At 35.3% G+C, this 22,299-nt stretch carries 25 protein-coding genes and 1 tRNA gene; 9 read left to right on the top strand and 17 right to left on the bottom strand.

What is annotated here, in order from left to right; genetic code table 11:
- Positions 1–38: 38 nt before the first annotated feature.
- The 3 genes from OPU68_RS13105 to OPU68_RS13095 all read right to left on the bottom strand — a co-directional run bounded on the left by OPU68_RS13105 (position 39) and on the right by OPU68_RS13095 (position 1,440).
- A complete protein-coding gene (locus tag OPU68_RS13105) occupies positions 39–455 on the bottom strand; it encodes an arsenate reductase ArsC (protein WP_498474440.1) in 417 nt (138 codons plus the stop codon).
- A 130-nt stretch (positions 456–585) separates the two neighbouring features.
- Positions 586–1,059, bottom strand: coding sequence for a DUF6428 family protein (locus tag OPU68_RS13100; protein WP_498474439.1), 474 nt, complete (start codon positions 1,057–1,059; stop codon positions 586–588).
- A gap of 57 nt (positions 1,060–1,116) precedes the next feature.
- Positions 1,117–1,440, bottom strand: coding sequence for an ArsR/SmtB family transcription factor (locus OPU68_RS13095; protein ID WP_498474438.1), 324 nt, complete (start codon positions 1,438–1,440; stop codon positions 1,117–1,119).
- Positions 1,441–1,551: 111 nt separating this feature from the next.
- On the opposite strand from OPU68_RS13095, the gene OPU68_RS13090 reads away from it, so the two are divergent.
- From OPU68_RS13090 to OPU68_RS13065, 6 genes are all read left to right on the top strand, one after another.
- Positions 1,552–1,992 (top strand): low molecular weight protein-tyrosine-phosphatase, encoded by a 441-nt coding sequence (locus tag OPU68_RS13090; protein WP_498474437.1) that lies wholly within the window; start codon positions 1,552–1,554, stop codon positions 1,990–1,992.
- Positions 1,993–2,031: 39 nt separating this feature from the next.
- Positions 2,032–3,309 (top strand): dicarboxylate/amino acid:cation symporter, encoded by a 1,278-nt coding sequence (locus tag OPU68_RS13085; RefSeq protein WP_498474436.1) that lies wholly within the window; start codon positions 2,032–2,034, stop codon positions 3,307–3,309.
- A gap of 235 nt (positions 3,310–3,544) precedes the next feature.
- Complete coding sequence (locus OPU68_RS13080) at positions 3,545–4,243, top strand: SAM-dependent methyltransferase (RefSeq protein WP_498474435.1); 699 nt, start codon at positions 3,545–3,547, stop codon at positions 4,241–4,243.
- A gap of 69 nt (positions 4,244–4,312) precedes the next feature.
- On the top strand, positions 4,313–5,464 hold the full coding sequence (locus OPU68_RS13075) for an AI-2E family transporter (RefSeq protein ID WP_498474434.1): 1,152 nt from the start codon (positions 4,313–4,315) through the stop codon (positions 5,462–5,464).
- A gap of 163 nt (positions 5,465–5,627) precedes the next feature.
- Entirely contained in the window at positions 5,628–6,239 is a 612-nt protein-coding gene (locus tag OPU68_RS13070; protein ID WP_498474433.1) for a DUF1684 domain-containing protein, read from the top strand.
- 69 nt (positions 6,240–6,308) lie between these two features.
- Positions 6,309–6,686 (top strand): hypothetical protein, encoded by a 378-nt coding sequence (locus OPU68_RS13065; protein ID WP_498474432.1) that lies wholly within the window; start codon positions 6,309–6,311, stop codon positions 6,684–6,686.
- A gap of 37 nt (positions 6,687–6,723) precedes the next feature.
- On the opposite strand, the gene OPU68_RS13060 is transcribed toward OPU68_RS13065, so the two are convergent.
- The 5 genes from OPU68_RS13060 to OPU68_RS13040 all read right to left on the bottom strand — a co-directional run bounded on the left by OPU68_RS13060 (position 6,724) and on the right by OPU68_RS13040 (position 12,285).
- Positions 6,724–7,215 carry a YcxB family protein gene (locus OPU68_RS13060; RefSeq protein WP_498474431.1) on the bottom strand — a complete coding sequence of 164 codons (492 nt, stop codon included), beginning with the start codon at positions 7,213–7,215 and terminating at the stop codon, positions 6,724–6,726.
- Between the two features lie 11 nt (positions 7,216–7,226).
- On the bottom strand, positions 7,227–9,374 hold the full coding sequence (locus OPU68_RS13055) for an endonuclease MutS2 (RefSeq protein WP_498474430.1): 2,148 nt from the start codon (positions 9,372–9,374) through the stop codon (positions 7,227–7,229).
- Between the two features lie 485 nt (positions 9,375–9,859).
- Positions 9,860–10,360, bottom strand: a complete 501-nt coding sequence (locus OPU68_RS13050; protein ID WP_498474429.1) for a YceI family protein — start codon at positions 10,358–10,360, stop codon at positions 9,860–9,862.
- A gap of 63 nt (positions 10,361–10,423) precedes the next feature.
- The gene (locus OPU68_RS13045) at positions 10,424–11,710 is read right to left on the bottom strand and encodes a hypothetical protein (protein WP_498474428.1); all 1,287 of its coding nucleotides are present in this window, start codon (positions 11,708–11,710) and stop codon (positions 10,424–10,426) included.
- A 38-nt stretch (positions 11,711–11,748) separates the two neighbouring features.
- Positions 11,749–12,285, bottom strand: a complete 537-nt coding sequence (locus OPU68_RS13040) for a YceI family protein (protein WP_498474427.1) — start codon at positions 12,283–12,285, stop codon at positions 11,749–11,751.
- A 422-nt stretch (positions 12,286–12,707) separates the two neighbouring features.
- Here OPU68_RS13040 and OPU68_RS13035 point away from each other — a divergent pair, with 422 nt between their 5' ends.
- Positions 12,708–14,291 carry a Na+/H+ antiporter gene (locus OPU68_RS13035; RefSeq protein ID WP_498474426.1) on the top strand — a complete coding sequence of 528 codons (1,584 nt, stop codon included), beginning with the start codon at positions 12,708–12,710 and terminating at the stop codon, positions 14,289–14,291.
- Positions 14,292–14,405: 114 nt separating this feature from the next.
- Here the strand turns inward: OPU68_RS13035 and OPU68_RS13030 are convergent.
- A tRNA-Leu gene (locus OPU68_RS13030) sits at positions 14,406–14,487 on the bottom strand.
- Positions 14,488–14,603: 116 nt separating this feature from the next.
- Complete coding sequence (locus tag OPU68_RS13025) at positions 14,604–15,371, bottom strand: MBL fold metallo-hydrolase (RefSeq protein WP_498474425.1); 768 nt, start codon at positions 15,369–15,371, stop codon at positions 14,604–14,606.
- A gap of 54 nt (positions 15,372–15,425) precedes the next feature.
- Here OPU68_RS13025 and OPU68_RS13020 point away from each other — a divergent pair, with 54 nt between their 5' ends.
- A complete protein-coding gene (locus OPU68_RS13020) occupies positions 15,426–16,850 on the top strand; it encodes a TonB-dependent receptor (protein WP_498474614.1) in 1,425 nt (474 codons plus the stop codon).
- A 4-nt stretch (positions 16,851–16,854) separates the two neighbouring features.
- Positions 16,855–17,301 carry an XrtF-associated fRMsr-like GAF protein gene (locus tag OPU68_RS13015; RefSeq protein ID WP_498474424.1) on the top strand — a complete coding sequence of 149 codons (447 nt, stop codon included), beginning with the start codon at positions 16,855–16,857 and terminating at the stop codon, positions 17,299–17,301.
- Between the two features lie 67 nt (positions 17,302–17,368).
- Here OPU68_RS13015 and OPU68_RS13010 read toward each other — a convergent pair whose 3' ends face one another.
- From OPU68_RS13010 to OPU68_RS12980, 7 genes are all read right to left on the bottom strand, one after another.
- Entirely contained in the window at positions 17,369–18,091 is a 723-nt protein-coding gene (locus tag OPU68_RS13010) for an ABC transporter substrate-binding protein (protein ID WP_498474423.1), read from the bottom strand.
- A 67-nt stretch (positions 18,092–18,158) separates the two neighbouring features.
- A complete protein-coding gene (locus tag OPU68_RS13005) occupies positions 18,159–18,734 on the bottom strand; it encodes a DUF5606 family protein (protein WP_498474422.1) in 576 nt (191 codons plus the stop codon).
- Positions 18,735–18,842: 108 nt separating this feature from the next.
- Positions 18,843–19,415 (bottom strand): peptide deformylase, encoded by a 573-nt coding sequence (gene def, locus OPU68_RS13000; RefSeq protein WP_498474421.1) that lies wholly within the window; start codon positions 19,413–19,415, stop codon positions 18,843–18,845.
- A complete protein-coding gene (gene ruvX / locus OPU68_RS12995; RefSeq protein WP_498474420.1) occupies positions 19,412–19,825 on the bottom strand; it encodes a Holliday junction resolvase RuvX in 414 nt (137 codons plus the stop codon). The genes def and ruvX overlap by 4 nt, the downstream gene beginning before the upstream one ends.
- A gap of 138 nt (positions 19,826–19,963) precedes the next feature.
- A complete protein-coding gene (locus OPU68_RS12990; RefSeq protein WP_498474419.1) occupies positions 19,964–20,827 on the bottom strand; it encodes a hypothetical protein in 864 nt (287 codons plus the stop codon).
- Between the two features lie 45 nt (positions 20,828–20,872).
- Positions 20,873–21,469 (bottom strand): hypothetical protein, encoded by a 597-nt coding sequence (locus OPU68_RS12985; RefSeq protein WP_498474418.1) that lies wholly within the window; start codon positions 21,467–21,469, stop codon positions 20,873–20,875.
- A 90-nt stretch (positions 21,470–21,559) separates the two neighbouring features.
- Complete coding sequence (locus OPU68_RS12980; protein ID WP_498474417.1) at positions 21,560–22,045, bottom strand: RNA polymerase sigma factor; 486 nt, start codon at positions 22,043–22,045, stop codon at positions 21,560–21,562.
- Positions 22,046–22,299: the final 254 nt, after the last annotated feature.

The following is a 22,299-nucleotide window of genomic DNA, read 5'->3' as shown; positions in this document are numbered from 1 at the left end:
TTTTTTTTATAATAGATTTGGAATTATTTGTTTTCGCTTTAAATATTTTCTTTTATAAAATTAAAACAAAATTCTTTTATCTGATTTCTAACTTTTCCGAATTCTTCTAAGATTTTTTCTTCTGTTCCAATTGCCTTTGCCGGATCAGGAAAATTGTTATGAGTTATTCTCGCACTTGACGGGAAAAATGGGCAACGTTCCTTAGCGTTATCACAAACCGTAATTATAATATCAAAATCGATATTTTGATATTCATCGATATTGTTGGAGGTGTGGTTGGAAATATCTATTCCATCTTCTTCCATTGTCGCAATTGCTCTTGGATTTACACCGTGAGTTTCCACGCCTGCGCTGTAAATTTCTGCTTTATCTCCTGCAAAATATTTCAAATAACCTTCAGCAATTTGGCTTCTGCAGCTGTTTCCTGTGCAAAGCACTAATATTTTTTTTGTCATAATCTAAACGAATAACCAAATGATATTAATGATGCAGAATTTCGGGTCAAATCCGAAGATAAGTTGCAAAATAATAACGGATGTGGTTATAATAATTGGTTTTTTATATTTTATGAATTTATGTTTCATCTTAGCAACATCCACTTCCCGGCGTACAAGAATTTAATTCGTTTATAGTCAATTCAGATAAATTTTTCTTTTGCTTTTCAGATGGAATTCCACAAGCGTCCTGAACGAGACAGGTTGTTGTTTTATTCACCAGAACAAAGTTTTTTCCGTTGAATTCCAGATTATATTTCCCAATGGTTTCAAATTGATATTCCACTTCGATTTCAGCGTCTTCGATGCCCAATTTATCTTCTGAAAGTTTGATAATATTGAGAAGTTTGGCAGGTTTCAGGCGATGTTCAAAATCATCAGCATTCCAAAGTTGAAAGTTGACCACTTTTTCTGAACGGATGATGCCACCACAATCGATAAAATTTTTTGTGATCATTCCAACTTCTGTTACATGAAAATGTTCAGGAACAAAAGATCCATTTTCCAGTTGAAATTCCACATTTTCTAAAGATGGCAGGATTTGTTTAATGTCAGAAAGTTTCATATTTAATTATTTTAATTTGTTTTATTGCAATATTACGATAGTTATTTTCAAAAAATTTTAACAGCATTTTTCTTTGGTTACAGAAATGACGTTTGAAAAGTAACTTTTCAAAATATCAAAAGTATTCTCATCAATACAATAGCAGATAGCATTTCCTTCGATGTTTCCTTTGATTAATCCTGCGTTTTTAAGTTCTTTAAGATGTTGAGAAACTGTCGGTTGCGCTAGCGGAAGTTCATTTACAATGTCGCCACAAATACATTCGTTCACTGTCATCAGATATTCTATGATAGCAATTCTTGCAGGATGTCCTAATGCTTTTGCGATATTGGCCATTTGATTTTGACGCTCAGTAAAATGTTCTGTTTTGGTTGCTCCCATAATTTATAATTTAATATTGCAATATTACGATATAAAATTTACGGACAAAATATTTTTGAATTAAATTTTAAATCAATAAATTGATAAAGTTTTAATTTTAAAAGTCATCGAATGAAAATACTAATGATTTGTCTCGGCAACATCTGCAGAAGTCCTCTGGCAGAAGGGATTTTGAAACATAAATTGGGTGACGGTTATTTTGTAGACAGCGCCGGAACCATCAATTACCACGAAGGAAGTCAGCCCGACGAACGTTCAATAAGAACTGCAACCAAAAACGGAATCGATATTTCTACACAACAATCCAGACCAATCACAACGTCAGATTTTGAAAAATTTGATTTGATATTCTGTATGGACAAAAACAATTACAAAGATGTTCTGAAGCTGGCAGATGATTCTCAGAAACACAAAGTCAGGTTGATTTTGGATAATGAGCTGGAAGTTCCCGACCCATATTTCGGAGGAATCGATGGTTTTGATAAAGTTTATCAAATGCTGGACGAATCCTGCCAAATAATTGCCGAAAAGATTAAGAACAATACCATATAATTCACAAACAATTCTAAATTTGTAAGATAAGCCACTCTTATGAATTTTGACATTGAACAAAAACCTCTGAAACCCAAAAGATTCTATCAGCATCTCTACATTCAGGTTTTGATTGCGATTATTTTTGGCGTTTCGCTCGGTTATTTTTATCCAGATCTTGGCGAAAAAATGAAACCTTTAGGCGATGGATTCATCAAACTCGTCAAGATGATCATTGCGCCAGTTATTTTTCTCACGGTTTCGACTGGAATTGCCGGGATGAGCGACCTTAAAAAAGTAGGAAGAGTCGCCGGAAAAGCTTTCATTTATTTCTTCACATTTTCGACTTTAGCATTGATTATTGGTTTGATTGTCAGTCATATTGTTCAGCCGGGAAAAGGACTCAACATCAATCCAAATTCGTTGAACGGCGCAGAAATAGAAAAATATGTCAAAGCTGCGCACGACAATTCGATGGTGAGTTTTATTTTTAATATTATTCCGGAAACTTTGTTCAGTCCTTTGACAGGCGATAATATTCTTCAGGTTTTGTTGGTGGCGATTTTGTTCGGCGTTGCATTGGCAATTACCTCTGAGAAAAGTTATCCCGTTTACGATTTCCTTCAAACCTTGACGATTCCGATTTTCAAAATTGTTGAGATATTAATGAAACTTGCGCCAATTGGTGCTTTTGGAGCAATGGCTTTCACAATCGGGAAATATGGCGTCGAATCTCTCAAAAATTTGGCAATGCTCGTCGGCACATTCTACGCTACTTCCGCTTTGTTCGTAATTTTGGTTTTAGGAAGTGTCGCTTGGTACAACGGTTTCAATATTTTCAAATTCTTAAGGTATCTAAAAGATGAAATCCTATTGGTTCTCGGCACAAGTTCCTCTGAGCCAGCACTTCCCGGATTGATGGAAAAACTCGAAAATGCTGGTTGCGAAAAAGGCGTTGTCGGTCTGGTGGTTCCCACGGGCTATTCCTTCAACCTCGATGGGACCAATATTTATATGACCTTGGCGGCACTTTTCATCGCTCAGGCTTGCAATATTAATTTGACTTTGGAACATCAGCTCGGTTTACTTTTGGTTGCTATGCTGAGTTCGAAAGGCGCAGCGGGCGTTTCCGGCGCAGGATTTATCACACTGGCAGCGACATTGGCAGTTGTTCCCGAAGTTCCGATTGCCGGAATGACTTTGATTCTCGGAATTGACAAATTTATGTCCGAATGTCGCGCATTGACCAATGTCATTGGAAATGCCGTTGCCACAGTCGTCGTTTCCAATTGGGAAAATCGCCTCGACAAAGATCGATTAAAAGAAGTTTTGAATTAGATTTGTAGGGATAAATTTTTGGGCAGCTTAATCCGCCTTCCACTCCTAATCTTTTTTGCAAGACGATTTAAATTTCAATAGAAATTAATTACTAGCAAAAAAGGATTTCAGTTCAAGTCGGGCTGCAGATTCAGCATAAATCAACTGTCAACATAAAAAACGTATTTTGTCGTTCTATAAAAATAACGCAAAATCGGAAATACATTTTACATTATACTTTTTACAACAAAAAAATATGCTTTACCTTTTACCAGCTTACCTTTCCGAAAATTCTCCAGTTAATTACTTTGCACCAACGATCAAAGATATTATTATGAATGTCGATCATTATTTTGTGGAAAATGAAAAAACGGCCAGAAAAGTCATCAAGTTTTTCGCACCGGAAAAAAAACAACCTGAATTGAAATTGTTTCTCCTCGACAAATATTCCGAAACTGCTGATTTGAAAGAAGCTCAAAAACTGATGAAAGAAGGCGTGGATTTCGGATTGTTGTCAGAAGCTGGTTTGCCTTGCATTGGCGATCCGGGAAATATCATCGTTGGTTGGTCGCATAAAAACAATGTAAAAGTAATTCCCGTCAATGGACCAAGTTCTTTCGTTTTGGCTTTGATTGCTAGCGGTTTCAACGGTCAGCAGTTTTCGTTCAATGGTTATTTGGCGATTGAAAAAGAGAAGAAGAAAAAGGAAATTCAGCATTTGGAAAGTTTGGTTGAGAAAACCGGATTCACGCAGATTTTTATGGAGACGCCTTACCGAAATAATCCACTTTTCGAAGACTTAACCAAATTCCTGAATCCAAATACAAAACTGTGCATCGCAGCAAATATTAACGATCCTGAAAACGAATTTATCCAGACAAAAACCATCAACGACTGGAAGAAACAAAAACCGGAATTGCATAAAATTCCGGCTGTTTTTCTCATTGGAAAGTAATTAAGAAGTTAAAGATTAGATTTGAATCGAACTTCCATCATCCAGCTTCTAACATCAATCCTATAAACTATGAATCAAACCTATCCTTTTTATCTGAAACTTTCTTGTATATTAATTAGCATTGTGATCTTGGGTTTCCTTGCTATCATTGGTGAGCAGATTCTGATTCCAATGGTTTTGGGATTGCTGATTGCGATTTTATTAATGCCCCTCGGTCGTTTTATGGAGAAGCGATTACGATTTCCAAGAAGTTTATCATCCATTTTAGCAAGTCTTTTGGCATTGGCAATTATTGGTGGTGTGATTTATGTTTTGTCGCTTCAGGTTGCTAAATTGGCGAATGACTGGCCGCAGTTTCAGAAACAGTTTGTGGATCTGATAGATGATCTTCAAAGTTGGATTTCCAGAACATTCGGTGTGAGGAGAAAAGATCAGCTTTTGTACCTGAATGACACCGCAAAAAAATCAATCAGTACTGGAACAGCAATTCTGGAAAAAGCATTAACGTCGATTGGTTATGTCCTGATGCTGACGGCTTTTACATTTTTATTTACCTTATTTTTCCTATTGTACCGAACGCATTTGCTGAAATTCTTGGTCGCCAGTTTTTCCGAAGCCTATCACAAAACGGTTTTTGAAATCATTGATAATATCCAGTTTATGGTGAAGAAATATTTAGTTGGACTGTTTCTCCAAATGCTGATTGTCACGATTTTATCTTTGATTGCTTACACAATTATCGGTGTGAAATATAATTTCATGCTCGCCATTCTTACAGGAATTTTGAACATTTTGCCTTACATCGGAATTTTCACGGCTTTGCTGATTGGCGCTTTGATTACGTTTGCAACTTCTGGCGTGAGCCATGTTTTGTTTATCGTGATTGCAATAGTTGTGATCCACGCGATAGACGGAAATATCATAATGCCAAGAGTTGTAGGTTCCAAAGTGAAGATCAATTCTTTGATTGTGATCATCGGTTTGGTAATTGGTGAAATGCTTTGGGGAATTGCCGGAATGCTTCTCACGATTCCGGTTTTGGCAATTATGAAAATCATTTTTGATAGAGTAGAAGGGCTTCAGTCCTGGGGATTTCTGATGGGTGAGGATGATGATGTTCCGGTTTTTAAATCTACTTTTGAAAAATATTTTCTGGTTAAGAAAACGAAAATTGAAAAGGTGGAAATCGTCGCTGACCCGAAAGATGAACGGACTGAGTAATTTATAAAAGTTGTACAAAGATTGTATCCGCAGCCCGACTTGAACGGAGCTCATTTTTTTGTGGCTGGAAAAGTGAGGGCGAAAAATATCGGGAGTGGAAGGCGGATAAAGCTGCCCAAACCTAACAAGTGGTTCGATGAAATCAAATAATTAAAATTAAACTATGAAAAAACTAAGTTTTCTGTTTGTACTATTCTCTTTGTTTTTTAATTCTCAAACCAAAGAAAATATTGATGCTATAAAAAAGTTTCAAAATGAGCTGAATGCTGAATATCTCAACCCAAAAGAATCTCCTTTGCGAGGTGATAATCTGAAGAATTTTAAAAAGCATCCGTTCTTTCCAATTGATTTGAAATACCGCGTTACAGCAAAATTTATAAAAGCCGAAAATCCTGTTCCATTTGAATTACCTACATCATCAGGGAATTTTCAAAGTTATCAGGAATTTGGAACTGCGGAATTTGAGATTGATGGGAAAAAATATGCTTTGACCATCTATCAAAATCTGAGACTCATACAAATGGAAAAGTACAAGGATCATCTTTTCCTGCCCTTCCGTGATGAGACCAATGGTAAAGAAACTTACGGCGGCGGAAAATATATGGATCTGAAAATTCCAAAAGGCGATGAAATTGTTATTGATTTCAACCAGTCTTATCAGCCGTTTTGTGCTTATAACGCATTTGATTATAATTGCCCGATTGTTCCGGAAAAGAACAGGTTATCTGCACGAATAGAAGCTGGCGTAATGTATGAAGATATTTATTATCATTAATTGCAACTTTAACTTCCTTTAACAACCCATTAGCACGAACCTTGAAAGTAATCATTCAAATAATAAATTATGAGTGATAAAAAACTTGCCGGACTTTGGATAGACGGTACAAAAGCAATCGTAGTGAGTAATCACGATTCTCAGGAAGTAACAGAATTTGCAATAGTTGATACAGTAAAAGCAGAAATTCAGCACGGAAATTCAAGTGAAAATGCAGCGAACAATGCGGAACAATCCAACAAGCTGAAGTTCTACAAAGAGATCGAAAAACTAATTACAAACAGTACGGATCTTTATGTAACGGGACCCGGAACTGCTCAGGAAGAATTGAGAAACCACCTTTTGGAAACAGCGCAGTACAAAAATCTGAATATTACGCTAGGCACAGATTCGCAGCTTAGTGATGAACAAGTATTAGAAGAAGTGAAAACACATTTTCACGCATAAAAAATTAAAGCGATCAAAATTTGATCGCTTTTTTTATTTAGTCTTTTCTTAATTTTGAATTGATATTATTTTGAATGATAAGATTTCTCAATTCTTTTTTTTGTTCTTGTGTGAAATTCTTCTTCTGAATCAAATTTGCTAAATTATTACTTTGATATATTAGAAACCACTTCTTCAACTCTTTGACTTTATGCACATTTGACCAAGAAATCTCTGATTGAAAAGTTTCTCCAATAATTTCTATTTTTTCTTTGTAAAAATCAAAGATAATGGATTCTTGTAAATTCTTATGTGTATAAAATTCCCTTTTCAACTTCTTGTAAATATTAATAGGAAACCAAATACTAAATACTAAAATTACCAGCACATACAGTATTGATAATATATCTTTTTGTAAAATTCCTTCAATATTGTTCGTCAACAAAATGATGATTGCAAGAGGGATAAAATAAAAAGAAATTTTACTTGTAATTAATTGTACATTTAGATTCATATAATCTCGCAATCCAATTTTGGTTTCAATTTTCATAGTTTAGTTTTTTAAATCCTCTCCAATTCCCCAGAGTCAATTGTGGTTTTGAAAGTTCCGTAATTCACGGTGACTTTATTTTTTTTGATTTCGTCTATCGTTCCAACGCTCGCACTTCCTTTGATGCGGACGCGTTGACCGACTTTCATCCAAACTGCACGTTCTGCAACACGTTTTTCTTCCAGTTTTTCGTTGGTTTCAACGATTTTTTCCTGAACATCTTCTTTTTTCAGCTGTTGTGTGATTTTTCGTTTGATGACCTGCAAACGTTTGCTTTCGTCTTTGTCAACGCCAATTTTTCGAAACTTTTCCTGTTCCAGAATCTTAACGAAATCTTTCACCACATCTTTTCTTGATTTTCCTTTCACGTAGCTGTCGATAAAAGATTCAATTTTATTTCCGAACTGAAGTTTTCTATGCTCATCTTCATATAATTTCTGGAAATTATGAAGCTTTTGCTGAAGCTGCTCATTGAGTTTATGAAGATTATCACGCTTGTCTTCTACAGAATCTCGTTTTTCGGAAAGATCGGATTTGATTTTCTCAACCTCGAATTTTTCCTGCTGAAGTTTTACAATGGTTTTATCAAGATTCACAATGTCGTGTTCCACTTTTTTCTTGGCAGAATTGATGATAAATCTCGGAATTCTATTTTTCTCTGCCACTTCAAATGTGAATGAACTGCCGGCTTGCCCAACTTCCAATTTGTACAAAGGTTCCAAAGAATTTTCATCAAAAAGCATGGCGGCATTTGTAGCTGCGGGAAGATTTTCTATCACAATTTTGATGTTGGTGTAATGGGTTGTAATAATTCCGAAACTCTTTTTGTCGTAGAAAAATTCAAGGAAACTTTCTGCCAAAGCACCACCTAATTCCGGATCTGAACCTGTTCCAAATTCGTCAATTAATAAAAGTGATTTTCCGTCGGCTTCTTTGATCATTCCGGACATTTTTTTCAGTCGGGAAGAGTAAGTTGATAAATGATTTTCAATGGATTGATTATCACCGATATCCGTCATTATTTTCTCAAAGAAGAACATTTCAGATTTTGGATGACAAGAAACCAGGATTCCACTCTGGATCATCAATTGTAATAATCCAACGGTTTTCAAAGTGATGGATTTTCCGCCGGCGTTTGGTCCGGAAATACAGACAATTCTGTTATGTTCTGTTAATGAAATCGTTTGCGAAAATATTTCTTTTTTCTCTTTTTTGTTTCTTATCCAAAGTAACGGATGAAAAGCTTCTCTCAATCTCAAAGTCTGATGACGGTTGATTTTTGGTAAAATACCATTAACCAATTCTGCAAATTTCGCTTTTGCTCTGATTAAGTCTAAATCAAAAATATAAGATTGATAATCTGAAAGCTGCGGTTGGAATTCGGCAAGCTCAGCTGTCAGTTTTCTAAGGATTTTATCGATTTCTTTTTTCTCTTCTTCCTGGTTTTCTTTCAGTTTGAAGTAATGTTTGACAACGCTTTCCGGCTGAATGTAGGTAATCGAACCGGTTTTTGAAAGACCTAGAACTCTTCCTGCAACTCTCTTCTTGAATCCGGATTTGACTGCTAAAACACGTTGATCTTCTATAATGCTTTCCTTAATATCATCCAAAAAATCACTTTGCCCATAATTGAACAATGCTCTGTTGAAATTCTCAGTAATTGCTTTTCTGGCGTGCTGGATTTCTGTTCTAAGTACTTTCAGAATTGGCGAAGCTTCAGTTTTCACTTCTCCGAAACGGTTGAAGACTTTGTCGATTTTATCAACAATTTCTTTTTTGAATTCAAGGTGTTTGATTTCTTCCAAAAGAGTTGGGAAGATCTCGGAAAGCTGCGGGAAAAACCGTTGCAGTTTCCCGATCTGTTCCGTCATCGTTTTAATTCTGATGAAAGATTTGTTTTCCAACCGGAAATTCTCGATCAGCATCAGTTTCAGCTCTTCTTCAATATCTTCATATTCATCGAAAGGAACGGCAGCTGCACCTTCAAAACTTGAAAGGAATTCTGAGGTTTTTTTTAAGGATATTTCGGCTTCGGCAATCGGCATCGGACGAAGTTCCATGATTTTGTCTGCCGTTTTTGGCGAGAATGCGAAAGGGGCAATCTCCGAAAGAAGTTCCGGAAATTCTAATTCATTAAGGTCTGCTTGATTGATATTCACAATGCAAATTTACGAATTTGAATTGATGTGGTTATTGGATTCGAACGATTTGCATTTTAAGTGGGTTTCCGCAATTTTTAAAGATTAAAACGGCTGTTTTGCTATTCGAAATCTTAAATCGGTTTCAATACATTTTTGATATTGATCGCGAACGGTTAAACTCCGTCATCTAGACTGTGTTAACTATCTTTTTTATACTTTAAATACATAATTATATACTTTAAACTGATGATAATGTTTATTAAATATATAATTATCAGTTTAAAACATATAATTATTAGTATTAGACGGATAATATTCAGTATTAGACGTATAGATATCAATATTAAACATAGAAATATCAGTGTTAAATATATAAATATCAGTATTAAGCATATAATCATCAGTATTTAATTTTAGTCAATACTGTGGTTGTATAAGAAAACAACATCACCGGAAAACCCAGTGATGCTGCATTGAAAAATCTAATTGTATGAAAAAGTGTTTTAAATTTTTGTTGCTAAGCTGAATGTCAGATCCAAATCGTCTTTTACAACGATCATTCCGCCCATTTTTTTCGGTGGTGTGATGTTGAAATCACTGAATTTTACATTCTTTCTGCCAGTCATTTTGTTATTCTCTAATTCGAATTCTACATTGTACCTTCTGCTTTGATTCATCATTTTGACTTCTACAACAGCGATGAAATTTTTCTGAGTTTTCGTAAACTTGATAAACTTAATCGTCATTTCTGGATATTTTTCTGCATTCAGAATCTTTTGAAAATCTTTGGTCATCATCTTGTTTCCGCAATCGAAATCGGTGACTTTTAAAATGATATTAGGCAGGTTTTTTTCTGAGAAATAATAAATGCTGCCATCATTTTTAAATTTACTATTGACACACTGAAAACCGTTAACATTTGTGCTGCCATTGATTTTAACAAAGTTTTCCTGTGCATTTGAAAAGAAAAAACATAAACCGAAAAGCAGATAAAGAAATTTCATAATGTTTGTTTTTAAAAAGCAGAGGATTCCCGAGAGTTTCCCCTGCAACTATTAACTAAATATTTAAAAAGAGATCACAGCTTCTAACATAAATCCATTGAACTTACCATCGCTTTTGATGTTGGTCGTAGGATATCCATCGTATTTCTGATTGACGTATTCCAGTTTTGTAAGAATGTTTTTGGTCATAAACCAACCGCCACCAATATTATATCTGTCCACACTGATGTCGTCTCCGCTGATCAGTTTTCCGTCCACTTTGTTGTATCGTCCGCCGAAGTAGAAGTTTTCGTCATTACCAAATCTGTAAAGCAATTCAGCTGCATATTGGTTGTAGGTTCTTCTTTCGGTTTCTGTAAGATTACGTCCGGATGCAGATTCGAAGATTCCGAAGAATTCAAGACCTTTGTATTTCACAAACGGGTTAATCATAAATGAGGTCAAAGTGTTTTGGAAGTCCGGATCCACCATTCCAGATCTCATTTGGGCTGAAGAAGTGGCTGCTGTATTTTCCATTACGAAATAATATCTGGATCCCGCTCTGTCGCCATTATAAAAGTCAAGTCTTGGTGCTCTTGCGATATTGTAGACAGATCCTGTAAGTCTTATTCTTAAATCAGAATTAAGTTGTTTATCATATCCCAATTTTCCATAGATTCCCGGACTTGTTCCTCCGGTTGCGGTTTGGTTCAGTCTTCCGTTGGTTACACCACCCATTACAATCACGCCGTTTCTTCTGTAATAAACCTCTGCGAAAGGAAATGTTGCATAAGCATCCATCAGATAATTTCCAACAAATGGATTTAGGATTGCGTAAGCGTTGTCTGATCTTCTGAGTTGCGCATCACCATAATTAATCTGATCCTGACCTACTTTAATGGTTGTGTATTTCATAATGTCCTCCGCAAAACCTTTCTCAATAAAGTCCAATTTGTCGATTTGTAAGTATCCACCTTTTACATAAGTTTCGTTGTGATGTCTTGAAGAAAGGAATGTTCTCAAGTGCAGATTTACACCATCGTACAAAGCAACGTCAAGATCTAAATTAGCTGTTGGAAGGTTGATATTATTTCCAAGATCGAATAATTGATTTGTATTTACTCCTGTAGCATTCAGAACCGGCGTTGCATTATTCTCGTGTTTCAATCCTTGAAATTGCAGAGCGAATGCGCCACCAACTTTCACTCTTAAGTGATCAAAGGTTGAAACGGTATCTTTTGGATTTTCAAAGACTGTCAATCCTCGTTTGTCTCTTGGTTTCAAATTGTCCAGTTTGCCTTCCTGACCGAATCCGAATGTTGCTGTGAGTAAAGCTGCGATGAAGCCGGCTTTTAATAGATTTCTTTTCATGATATTAAATATTATTCAGTTAATTTTTCAAGATTGATTTACTCTGCAACCACATTTACTTTGACAGTGACCACATCGCCGGTTTTGATTCCCATAAATCCCGGGCGTTCCATTCCGAATTCTGATAGTTTAATAGTTTCGGTTCCGTCAATGATGTAAGTGTTTCCTTTTTTTACAATTGATACAGGAAATGAAACATTTTTAGAAGCTCCGGCGATGGTTAATTTTCCTGCAGCATTGCTTTTTCCTAGATTAATGGAAGTTGCTGTGAAGGTTATATTTGGTGCTTTGTCAGATTTCAAAGCTTCGTAGGCTTTCTTTTCCATAGTTTTGCCTTTTTCTGCTTTTAGGTTTTTTACAGGAACAGTGAAAGTGATGTTTGTGATAGCATTACTTGCTAAAGTTCCAGAGAAAGTTGCTGATGAACCTGTCATTTCCCAATCGTGCATCGGAGATGTTCCTGAAACTGTGATTGTCGTTGATTTTTGATTTAATTTTTGAGCATTTGATAATTGAGGAAATAGCAAACCTCCTAAAACTAAACCAAGACTAATTAGATTTTTCGTTTTTTTCATTTTAATAAAATTTAATTGTTATAATTATTTATTTTTCTTTTTTGATAGGTCAAAGGTATAAGGTTAATAACAAAAACAATATTATATTATGATGACAAAAATCTTATGTATTCTACGATTTGTATTATTGATAAATTTTTTCAATAATACTTATCGATTTTGTCTAAATGTTAAAATTTTATTAATTTTTGATTTGCCTTTTATTAATAATGGTTGCAGAAAAATTAGATATGACATTTGTTAGGTCGATAATTAATGACGAAAATCATTATTGATATTTTTGAATATTTATAAAAAAAGTTAAATTATTAATGATTTAATAAATTGGTGTGACGAATATCATCTTTGAAAACAGATTCGAAATTTGTATTTTATAAAGTCCATGTAATTGTTATTTTTGTATCTTAAACACAAATATTACAATGCACAGTCTTTTACCTTTTCTATTGGCAATGGTTGCGGTCATCGTTCTTCTGAATATGTTTGCTGCAAAACTCAGAATTGCTTATCCGATTTTATTAGTGGTTGGTGGATTGCTAATCAGCTTTATTCCCGGACTGCCGGTCATCAGGATCGATCCGGATCTTATTTTTTTCATATTCCTTCCGCCTTTACTTTTCGAAGCCGCCTGGACTATTTCATTTAAAGAAATGAAGAAATGGTGGCGGATTATTGGGAGTTTTGCTTTTCTGGTGGTTTTCTTTACAGCATTATCTGTAGCGTTGGTTGCCAATCATTTTATTCCCGGGTTTACAATTGCTTTGGGGTTTTTACTTGGTGGGATTGTTTCACCTCCAGATGCTGTGAGTACTGGCGCTATTACGAAGTTTGTAACTATTCCCAAATCAACTTCTACTATTCTGGAAGGGGAAAGTCTTCTCAACGACGCTTCATCATTGATTATTTTCCGCTTCGCATTGGTTGCTGTTGGGACGGGCCAGTTCGTTTGGCAGGATGCAACTTTAAGTTTCTTCTGGATGGTAATTGGCGGCGTTGGAATTGGTTTGCTTTTGGGATGGCTTTTCGTACAGGCGCACAAGCTTCTTCCGACAGATGCGCCTTCTGATATTGCTTTGACAATTATCGAACCTTACTTAATGTATTGGATTGCGGAACAGCTTCACAGTTCTGGTGTGTTGGCGGTTGTAGCTGGTGGACTTTTTATGTCAGCAAGACGATTGAAATTCCTCAATAGTACAAGTAGAATCCACGCGTACAGCGTTTGGGAAAGTTTGATATTTATTTTAAATGGTGTGGTTTTCCTTATCATCGGATTGGAACTTCCCGAGATTGTAGATGGACTTCGTGAAGATCAGATTCCGTTGGAGACAGCCATTGGTTATGGTGTTTTGGTAACTGTAATTTTGATAGCAGCAAGAATGATAAGTTCTTACGCAGCATTGGTTGCAACAGTGATTTTCCGTCCGAGTGTAAAACCACATGCTTCTTCCAGAGCACGCCGATGGATGATGCCTCTTTTATTGGGCTGGACGGGAATGCGTGTTGTAGTTTCTCTGGCAGCTGCTTTAGCAATTCCCGTAACTTTGAGCAATGGCGAAGCTTTTCCACACAGGAATTTAATATTATTCATAACCTTTGTCGTGATTCTGTTGACACTTTTGGTGCAAGGTCTTACGTTGCCATACATCATCAAAAGAACAGGTTTTTTCGATGGCGTTTTTGCTGAAGAAAATGAACATTCAACCAAACAAAAAATAAAAAAAGAACTGAAACAGCATATTTATCAATTCCTGAAGTCTAAATATGAAAATGAATTGAAAGATCACGCAGGATTGGAAATGTTCCTGAAACATTGGGAAGAACGAGCAAAGGCGGCAGACGACAGCTGGATGAACGAAAAAACAAAAGTCATTTTCATAGAAATGCTCGAAGTTCAAAGGGAGTACCTTTCCGAGCTTAATAGAGATCCTAAGGTAAATGAAGAGATCATCCGTCAGCAGTTATTCCAGATCGATCTGGAAGAGGAGAGGTTGAAGATAATTTAGTCTTGTCAGAATAACCAAAGTAAGTTTCAACAACCAAAATCACAAAGCAGACCGGAAGAATAGATTTTTATAAAGTTGAAAAGAAAAAAACCACTGAGAAATCAGTGGTTTTTGTACCCAGTACCAGAATCGAACTGGTACATCTTTCGATACTAGAGTTTGAGTCTAGCGCGTCTACCAATTCCGCCAACTGGGCATTGTATTGTTTTTATTGGTGTGCAAATATAGAAATATTTTTGACGCGATAAAAATGATTTTCAAATATTTTTAAATTTATTTTTTAACGAACTGTAAATCAAAATTATATTTTCGTCAAAATTCAATTTCCAGACCATCATAAGCCAAATGGACGTTCTCGGGAAGTTCATTTTCCACTTCCTCATGAAATCCAAGATGATGACTGATGTGAATGAGGTAGGTTTTTTTAGGCTTAAGTTCCTCTACCAAATCCAAAACTTGAGGCAATATGAAATGTGAATGGTGAGGTTCTGTTTTTCTAAGACAGTTGATAATGAAGAAATCAAGATTTTTTAATTTCTCCTTTTCCTTATCATCAATTTTACTGGCGTCTGTTATATAAGCCAGATTTTTAAACTTAAAGCCAAGAATATTAATCTCCGAATGAATAATATCTATCGGCTGAATCTCAACTTCGTCAAATAATGTAAAATTTTTTTCAACTTCGAATAGATCAAAACTAGGAGCTCCCGGATATTTATGTTCTATAAAAGCGTAAGGAAAACGATCTTTAATTTCAACAGCAACCCGCGAATTGCAGTAAATCGGCATCGAACCTTTATTCTTGAAAATCAGAGGACGAAGGTCGTCCAGACCGATAATGTGGTCATTGTGTTCGTGCGTTATAAGGACAGCATCTATCTGTTCCTCGCCATTTGTCAACATCTGCTGGCGAAAATCGGGTCCGCAGTCAATTAAAATCTTCTTTCCAGAGTCAGAAGTGATGAGGGCAGAAGTGCGTAAACGCTTGTCTTTTTGGTTGTTGGAAAGGCAGACCGGATGATGGCTGCCAATAACAGGAATGCCTTGCGAAGTACCGGTTCCTAAAAATTTTAAAAGCATTTTTATTTTAGCTGTTATTTTGGTAAATTTACAAAATAAATCTAATTCTTTGTGATAAAGCCAAAACTTACCCCTAAGCAGAAAGCATTAGCCATCAATCTGGACACCTCTATTTACGGAACATTTGCGGAGATAGGTGCAGGACAGGAAACTGTGAGACATTTTTTTCGTGCTGGTGGTGCTTCTCAAACGATTGCAAAAGCGATGTCTGCTTACGATAAGGACTTTAGTGATGCCATCTACGGTACCGAAAACAAAAACCGATACGTTACGCAAAACCGTCTCAGAAAGATGCTGCGCTACGAAATGGCGCTCATAGAAGAGAGAATTCCAAGAGAAAAAAATCCCGGAAAAAAGTTTTTTTCTTACGCTAATACAGTAACGACAATCAATTTTGATAAAACTTCCAAAGGCCACGGCTGGGTGGGAATCAGATATCAAAACTCTGAAAGTGAGGAATATAACGAGATCGTTATCCACGTCAAATTCAAAGAGACCAATCCTACTTTGCAGCAGGAAACTTTGGGAAGTCTGGGTGTTAATTTGATTTATGGTGCTTATTTTTATACAGATAATCCCAGAATTCTTGTAGAATCTTTGTACGATGATATTACTTTGGATCGTTTGGAGATTGATATGATAGATTTCAGCGGTCCGGTTTTCCAATACGTGGACAATCGTCTGATGAGTCTTCAATTGGTGAAATTAGGAATGACAGATGCAGTTATTTTCAATTCGAAAGGAAATAATATGCTTCCTGCGGATATTCTTTACAAGAAAAATATTTTTGCAGTAAGAGGAAGTTTCCGTCCTGTAACACGCGTGAATATTGATATGTTTGAGCACGGCCTGGATTTGTTTAATCAAGATAATGCCTGCGACAGTGAAAATACACAGATCTTATTTGAAATTACAATATCTAACTTAAGAGCTGCCGGCGATATTGATGAAAGGGATTTTCTAGACAGAGTTGATATTTTGGGAACTTTAGGTTACACGGTAATGATTTCCAATTTCTCAGAATATTACAGAATGGTAGATTATTTCTCATCATTTACCAATCAGCATATTGGTGTTGCGATGGGTGTAAACAACCTTTTAGATGTTTTCGACGAGGAATATTATAAGAATCTTCCGGGCGGAATTTTGGAAGCGTTCGGTAAGTTTTTCAAAAAGGATATGCGTGTTTATCTTTATCCTTACAAAGATCCTGAAACTGGCGAATTACTGACCTCAGAAAATCTGAAAGTCCACGACAATTTGAAGGAATTATATAAGTATTTCAAGCTGAATAAGAGAATTGTGGACATAGAAAATTACAATCCAAAATTCTTAGAAATATACTCGAGAGAGATTCTGAAAAAAATTATGGCCCATGATTTGGGTTGGGAAGAAGAATTGCCAAACGGCGTCGCACAAATGATAAAAGACCGGGGAATGTTCGGCTATAAAGAATTAACTTTCGAAGGATTAAAATAAAACAATGGTAGAACTTAAAAAACGACTTTCAGTAATCTTGGAAAGTCCACAAGAGACAAATGTTAAACTTCTGAAAGTATGTCAACTTTTAGATAGAGAGATCTCATATTACAACTGGACGGGTTTTTATTTTAAGAACGGTGACAAAGACGAGTTGGCTTTAGGACCTTACGTCGGCGCAGTGACTGATCATATTATCATTCCGTTTGGAAAAGGAATTTGCGGTCAGGTGGCGGTTTCTGGGGAGACTTTCGTAGTGCCTGATGTTCACGCTCAGGACAATTATTTATCTTGTTCTATTGATACAAAAGCTGAAATAGTGGTTCCAATTTTCAAAGGCGGAGAAAATATCGGACAAATCGATATTGACAGTCACGAAATAGACCCTTTTACAAAAGAAGACGAGGAATTATTGACTTGGCTTTGCGAGGAGGTTGCGAAGATTTTGTAGATTAATATTCTGTATAATAAAACCACAAAAGTCACAAAAGTAATTTTCCTTTGTGACTTTTGTAATTTTAAGCTTTTTCTATTAACTCCCGATAATACTCGCCACACTTCGCCAAGTGCGATCCATACCAGGAAAATGCTTCGCCGTCCACAATCATTATTTTCTGATTTACACAAATATCCTGAATCTCTGCAATATGTTTTTCTTTAAAAGGAAAAGGCTCTGACGAAAGGAAAATCAAATCCGCTTCTCTCAAATCTTCCAATTGAACTTCGGGATATCGTTTCTGACTTTTAAATTGATTTTCAAATCCCAATTCCTCCAGAATCTTGGAAATAAAAGTATCGCCACCAACGGTCATGTAAGGATCTTTCCAAATCAGATATGCAACTTTCAGTTTATTTTCAGGTTTTGGAATATCAAAAGCTTCGTAAGTTTGCAGATTAAAAAATTGTGCTTTGTCTTCCTTTCCAAATAGATGACCAAGTTGTTTGATCAAATAATAATTGTCCTCCAAAGTCTCTACATTCGTTACCAAAACTTTGAAGTCTTTCATTAATTCTTCAACCTGTTCTTTCACATTTTCCTCTTTGTTGGCGATGATTATATCTGGTTTTAGTAATTTTATTTTCTCAATATTAATATTCTTAGTTCCGCCAATGATTTCTACATCTTTCACCAATTCTTTCGGATGAATGCAGAATTTTGTCCTTCCAATAATCTCGTCAGAAGTCAAACCCAGATCAAACAAGGTTTCCGTAATCGAAGGAACAAGTGAAATAACTTTCATAAAAAAAACTCTCTCAAAAATAAACATTTCTGAGAGAGTTTTATAATTTGAAATTAATTATGAAAAATTAATCTTCTTTTTTAGTCGTTTTCTTTGCGGCAGGTTTTTTGGCGGCAGGTTTTTCCTCAGTTGCTTCCTCCGCTTTTGGAGCTGCTTTCTTTGACGGCGCTTTTTTAGCTGCAGGTTTTTTCTCTGTTGCTTCCTCAGTTTTTTCTTCAGCAACTACAACTTCAGAATGTTCTTCAGTTTTTACAAAACTCTCAGGTGTGATGTAACCCGCTTTGTGCAAAAGGTTGTACCATTGCGCCAGTTTTTTGATGTCAGATTCGTAAACTCTTTCCACGTCATAGTTAGGAAGAGAAGCTGTCATAAAAGCTCTTAGCTCATCGCCGGAAGATTTGTGGCTGATGGTCGCTTTGTAATCGTGGTTTTTTGCAACATTTTCAAAAACTTCGAACAATGGAACTTCTTTATCAAACGTAAACATCGCTATATTATCCAATAAGCTTACCTGGCTTGAATTTGAGATGCTTGTTTTTTTCTTAGTTGTGATATCTTCAACGATGAATCCGTTCTTTAGTTGAGAAACCAATTTGAAAAGTCCCGGTTTTCCGGAGATTGAAATAATTTTTTCTAACTGCATTTTAGTATGTTTTCTTTAATCTAATTTAACTTAGTTGATAGTTGTCTGTTAATAGTTGATTGATTTGAATTGAGAAAACTTCCATTTTCACTCATCCATCTTCCAGCATTATTTTGGAAACCTCATTTTATAATTCACGCTCACTTCTCCGTTTGCAATCTTCTGAAGCTTTCCTTTGACTATTTTTTTCTTCAAAGCGCTTAGATGATCTGTGAAAAGAATTCCTTCAATATGATCATATTCGTGCTGAATAACCCTTGCTCTGATATCTTTGAAAGTATCGGTATGTTTAACGAAATTTTCGTCGTAATATTCTATTTTGATGGTCGATTTACGCTTTACATCCTCACGAACTTCCGGGATGCTGAGACAGCCTTCATTGAATTTCCACTCTTCACCAGATTCTTCCAAAATCTGTGCATTAATGAACACTTTTCGGAAATCCTTCAACTCGTCAGCAATATCTTCATAATCCTCATCATCTGCAAGCGGCGAAACATCAATGATAAAAAGACGAATGTCCAGTCCAATTTGTGGCGCTGCCAAACCAATTCCGTTGGCACCATTCATCGTATCGAACATATTTTCGATAAGCGTTTTCAGCTCGGGATAATCTTGGTTGATGTCCTGTGCTTTTTTTCTTAAAACCGCGTCGCCAAAGGCTCTAATTGGTAAAATCATCTTTTTTGTTCTAAAAAATTCTGCAAAATAATCGTTGCACTCACTTTGTCAATCAATCCTTTTTCCTGTCTTTGCTTTTTGTTTTTTCCACTTTGGCTGATGAAAAAAGAAGCCATTTTGGAAGTGAAACGCTCATCCATACGATTGATTTTTTTGTCAGGAAAATCCTTTTCGAAGATTGAAATAAATTTCTGAATCTCAGTTTCGATGTCGGACATGTTTCCTTTTAGATCTGTGGGAAGTCCTATCACAATTTCATCTACCTGGTTTTCAGAAAAATATTTTTTCAGAAAATCTGTCAGCTTTGGCGTTTCCACCGTTGTCAGTCCGCTTGCAATGATTTGCATATCATCTGTCACTGCTATTCCAGTTCTTGCTTTTCCGTAATCAATTGACAGGATTTGTCCCATAAGTTGGCAAATTTACAAAAATTTTCAGCTTACGGAAATGCATAAGCATCTTATTGTTTTTGAAATTGATTTTTAATGAGGTGATTTAGATTACTCGCGAAATTAATCTTCTATATTAAATATTTTTATATTATCAATTTACTTGTCTATATTACTGTTGCTGGGATTTTGTTTTTCAGGATGTCTTTTCTGCTGGTCATCATTTATTTTCTTAACGACATCTGTCAACAATATGAACAGATTATTTGTTTTACCATTCCAAATACTCATATATTTTTTGGAGATAACATTATAGCTTTCCCAATTAGTAAGATTTTGATAGAGCATCAACGTGCAAATATCAGTCGGAGTCATATATGGCCAATCTTCCAAAATATGAGAATGAACTCCCGATACTGTTTTACCAACTTCATTATCTACAATTTTTTGAGAAATAAGCGATTTATGCAAGCGTTGAACTTTTTTGATTTCATTTTTTTTATTAAAGTCGATCAGATAATCATTGCCAAAAAACACAACATTGTTTTCTTTTGGTCCAGTTAAAACGTATACTTTTTTTGAGTTATTTTTAATAATAGGGATCAGGTTGAAATCTGTCTTATTATAAAATTTGAAAATGGTATCGGTTTTTATTCTCTCTAATGCACTTTTTCTGATTGTTGCATATTCGTTTTCGGTATTAGTGAAATTTCGTTCTTTAAGATCAATGTCAGCATTTTCCGGTTTGTAGTTTGTGGGGAAAGCAATGGTTCCAATCACTTGATTGTTTTTTGAAAAAAAAATACATTTTGGAACACCTTCGTCTATGTATGAAAAATAACCGCCAATGTTTTCTCGATTTTTATAATTTGCAAGAAAAACATCAGTTCCGTACCAACTTGCCATTTCGCTTCTATACAGTGTAATACCTTCTTCTGTAATTTCCTGAGCCTTTTTTTCTAAATTCTGTGCAGAAAACCCAATAATTAAAAAGAAAAAAAGAAAATTGTATATATTTTTCATAAAATATTTTTCTCAAATTTAATAAATTTATTGAGTTTCTTTATCCTAATTCTGTTTCATCTCCTCAACCAAAGCTTCAATCTTTTTGATGTATTTTCCGTAGAAATGTTTGAACCACCAGTTTCCCAAAATATATATGAAAAATAATCCAAATAGAATTGATGCTAGAAATTTAAAAGCTAAAAGTCCGTCCGTGTATTCATGAGTGTATGGGATAGATTCTGTTACGATGATTATTTCACAAACAAAAAATGGAACGAAACTCAGGTAGAATGAAAGATAATACTGTTTATTCAATTCAAACTGATGCAACAAATCTTTCAACGAATCCAAAGTTCCCAACGCAGAATTACTAATTTCTTTATAAAGTTTAAAGAATTTGCTAAAGAAAAATCCCGTTATCAAAGCCATAGAACCAACCAAAACCTCGATGTAAAGTTTGAATCTGAAAGGAATAGGAAAGAACCAGATTATAATCAGAATGATAGGCAAAAGTATTGCTGTTGACCAGAATTCGTTGCGCATATTTCGCCTGATCCTTTCCAGAGGATGATGCATTTGTTTCTGCTTCTCAGGCGAAATCTCCGGCGTTTCGGAAACATCTTCCTTATTCCAAAGTGATTTAAGATTATCGAGTTCCATATTTTTGTTAGATATTAGATATTAGATATTAGATGTTAGAATTTTCAGGCTGAGATGAAGTTTATCCTGAGCTTGACGAAGGGAAGCTCATTATAAAATTAATTCCTTTAATTTCTCTTTCGCACGATTCAGTTTCACTCTCGCATTTCCTTCCGAAATTCCCATTTGCTCTGCCATTTCTTTTCCTGAAAAATCTTCCAAATAGTAGAAAATCAATGCTTTGTCGATGGGATTCAGTTTTTGGATGGCCTCATACATTTGCTTCAGTTTCAGCTCATCTTCCAGATTGTAATCTTCCTCTTTGATTTTATAAACAGAAACATCATCGTTCTGAATAAAGCTTCGTCGTTTTTCCGATTTCAGGAAAATAATCGCCGTATTCAATGCAATTCTATAAAGCCAGGTTGAGAATTCAGATTTACCTTCGAAGCTCGAAAAAGACTTCCAAACCTGATAAACAATCTCCTGGAAGAGATCATTCTGGTCATCACGGTTGTCCATATATATTTTGGAGATTTTGAAAATAATCCCTTTATGTTTATCGATTTTCTCTAAAAATTCTTTCTCAGAATCCATTCTTGCTTTAACTCTATTCGGTTAGTAGAAATAAAAATAATTTGTTACAAAATAAATGAAAGACACAAGAAAAAAGACAAAAGAAAAAAGGATTTTAATAATACAATAATTATAATTTGGACGCCTTTATCCGCCTTCCGTTCCCGCTATTTTTTGCCACAGCTTTTCCCTTAGCAAAAAAAGAGCTCCGTTCCTTTAGATTTGTAATAATAAAATATGATTGGGAAAATATTAAATTTAGAAAGAGAAAAGCA

This window comes from Chryseobacterium sp. TB1-D10, assembly GCF_059803555.1.
The sequence above is the reverse complement of the archived record's forward strand: the minus strand, read 5'-3'. Positions and strand labels throughout refer to the sequence as shown.

Bases quoted from the DNA above. Each gene is read 5' to 3' on its own strand.
- OPU68_RS13105 (WP_498474440.1), bottom strand. From the start codon at position 455: ATGACAAAAAAAATATTAGTGCTTTGCACAGGAAACAGCTGCAGAAGC.
- OPU68_RS13100 (WP_498474439.1), bottom strand. From the start codon at position 1,059: ATGAAACTTTCTGACATTAAACAAATCCTGCCATCTTTAGAAAATGTG.
- OPU68_RS13095 (WP_498474438.1), bottom strand. From the start codon at position 1,440: ATGGGAGCAACCAAAACAGAACATTTTACTGAGCGTCAAAATCAAATG.
- OPU68_RS13090 (WP_498474437.1), top strand. From the start codon at position 1,552: ATGAAAATACTAATGATTTGTCTCGGCAACATCTGCAGAAGTCCTCTG.
- OPU68_RS13085 (WP_498474436.1), top strand. From the start codon at position 2,032: ATGAATTTTGACATTGAACAAAAACCTCTGAAACCCAAAAGATTCTAT.
- OPU68_RS13080 (WP_498474435.1), top strand. From the start codon at position 3,545: ATGCTTTACCTTTTACCAGCTTACCTTTCCGAAAATTCTCCAGTTAAT.
- OPU68_RS13075 (WP_498474434.1), top strand. From the start codon at position 4,313: ATGAATCAAACCTATCCTTTTTATCTGAAACTTTCTTGTATATTAATT.
- OPU68_RS13070 (WP_498474433.1), top strand. From the start codon at position 5,628: ATGAAAAAACTAAGTTTTCTGTTTGTACTATTCTCTTTGTTTTTTAAT.
- OPU68_RS13065 (WP_498474432.1), top strand. From the start codon at position 6,309: ATGAGTGATAAAAAACTTGCCGGACTTTGGATAGACGGTACAAAAGCA.
- OPU68_RS13060 (WP_498474431.1), bottom strand. From the start codon at position 7,215: ATGAAAATTGAAACCAAAATTGGATTGCGAGATTATATGAATCTAAAT.
- OPU68_RS13050 (WP_498474429.1), bottom strand. From the start codon at position 10,360: ATGAAATTTCTTTATCTGCTTTTCGGTTTATGTTTTTTCTTTTCAAAT.
- OPU68_RS13045 (WP_498474428.1), bottom strand. From the start codon at position 11,710: ATGAAAAGAAATCTATTAAAAGCCGGCTTCATCGCAGCTTTACTCACA.
- OPU68_RS13040 (WP_498474427.1), bottom strand. From the start codon at position 12,285: ATGAAAAAAACGAAAAATCTAATTAGTCTTGGTTTAGTTTTAGGAGGT.
- OPU68_RS13035 (WP_498474426.1), top strand. From the start codon at position 12,708: ATGCACAGTCTTTTACCTTTTCTATTGGCAATGGTTGCGGTCATCGTT.
- OPU68_RS13025 (WP_498474425.1), bottom strand. From the start codon at position 15,371: ATGCTTTTAAAATTTTTAGGAACCGGTACTTCGCAAGGCATTCCTGTT.
- OPU68_RS13015 (WP_498474424.1), top strand. From the start codon at position 16,855: ATGGTAGAACTTAAAAAACGACTTTCAGTAATCTTGGAAAGTCCACAA.
- OPU68_RS13010 (WP_498474423.1), bottom strand. From the start codon at position 18,091: ATGAAAGTTATTTCACTTGTTCCTTCGATTACGGAAACCTTGTTTGAT.
- OPU68_RS13005 (WP_498474422.1), bottom strand. From the start codon at position 18,734: ATGCAGTTAGAAAAAATTATTTCAATCTCCGGAAAACCGGGACTTTTC.
- def (WP_498474421.1), bottom strand. From the start codon at position 19,415: ATGATTTTACCAATTAGAGCCTTTGGCGACGCGGTTTTAAGAAAAAAA.
- ruvX (WP_498474420.1), bottom strand. From the start codon at position 19,825: ATGGGACAAATCCTGTCAATTGATTACGGAAAAGCAAGAACTGGAATA.
- OPU68_RS12990 (WP_498474419.1), bottom strand. From the start codon at position 20,827: ATGAAAAATATATACAATTTTCTTTTTTTCTTTTTAATTATTGGGTTT.
- OPU68_RS12985 (WP_498474418.1), bottom strand. From the start codon at position 21,469: ATGGAACTCGATAATCTTAAATCACTTTGGAATAAGGAAGATGTTTCC.
- OPU68_RS12980 (WP_498474417.1), bottom strand. From the start codon at position 22,045: ATGGATTCTGAGAAAGAATTTTTAGAGAAAATCGATAAACATAAAGGG.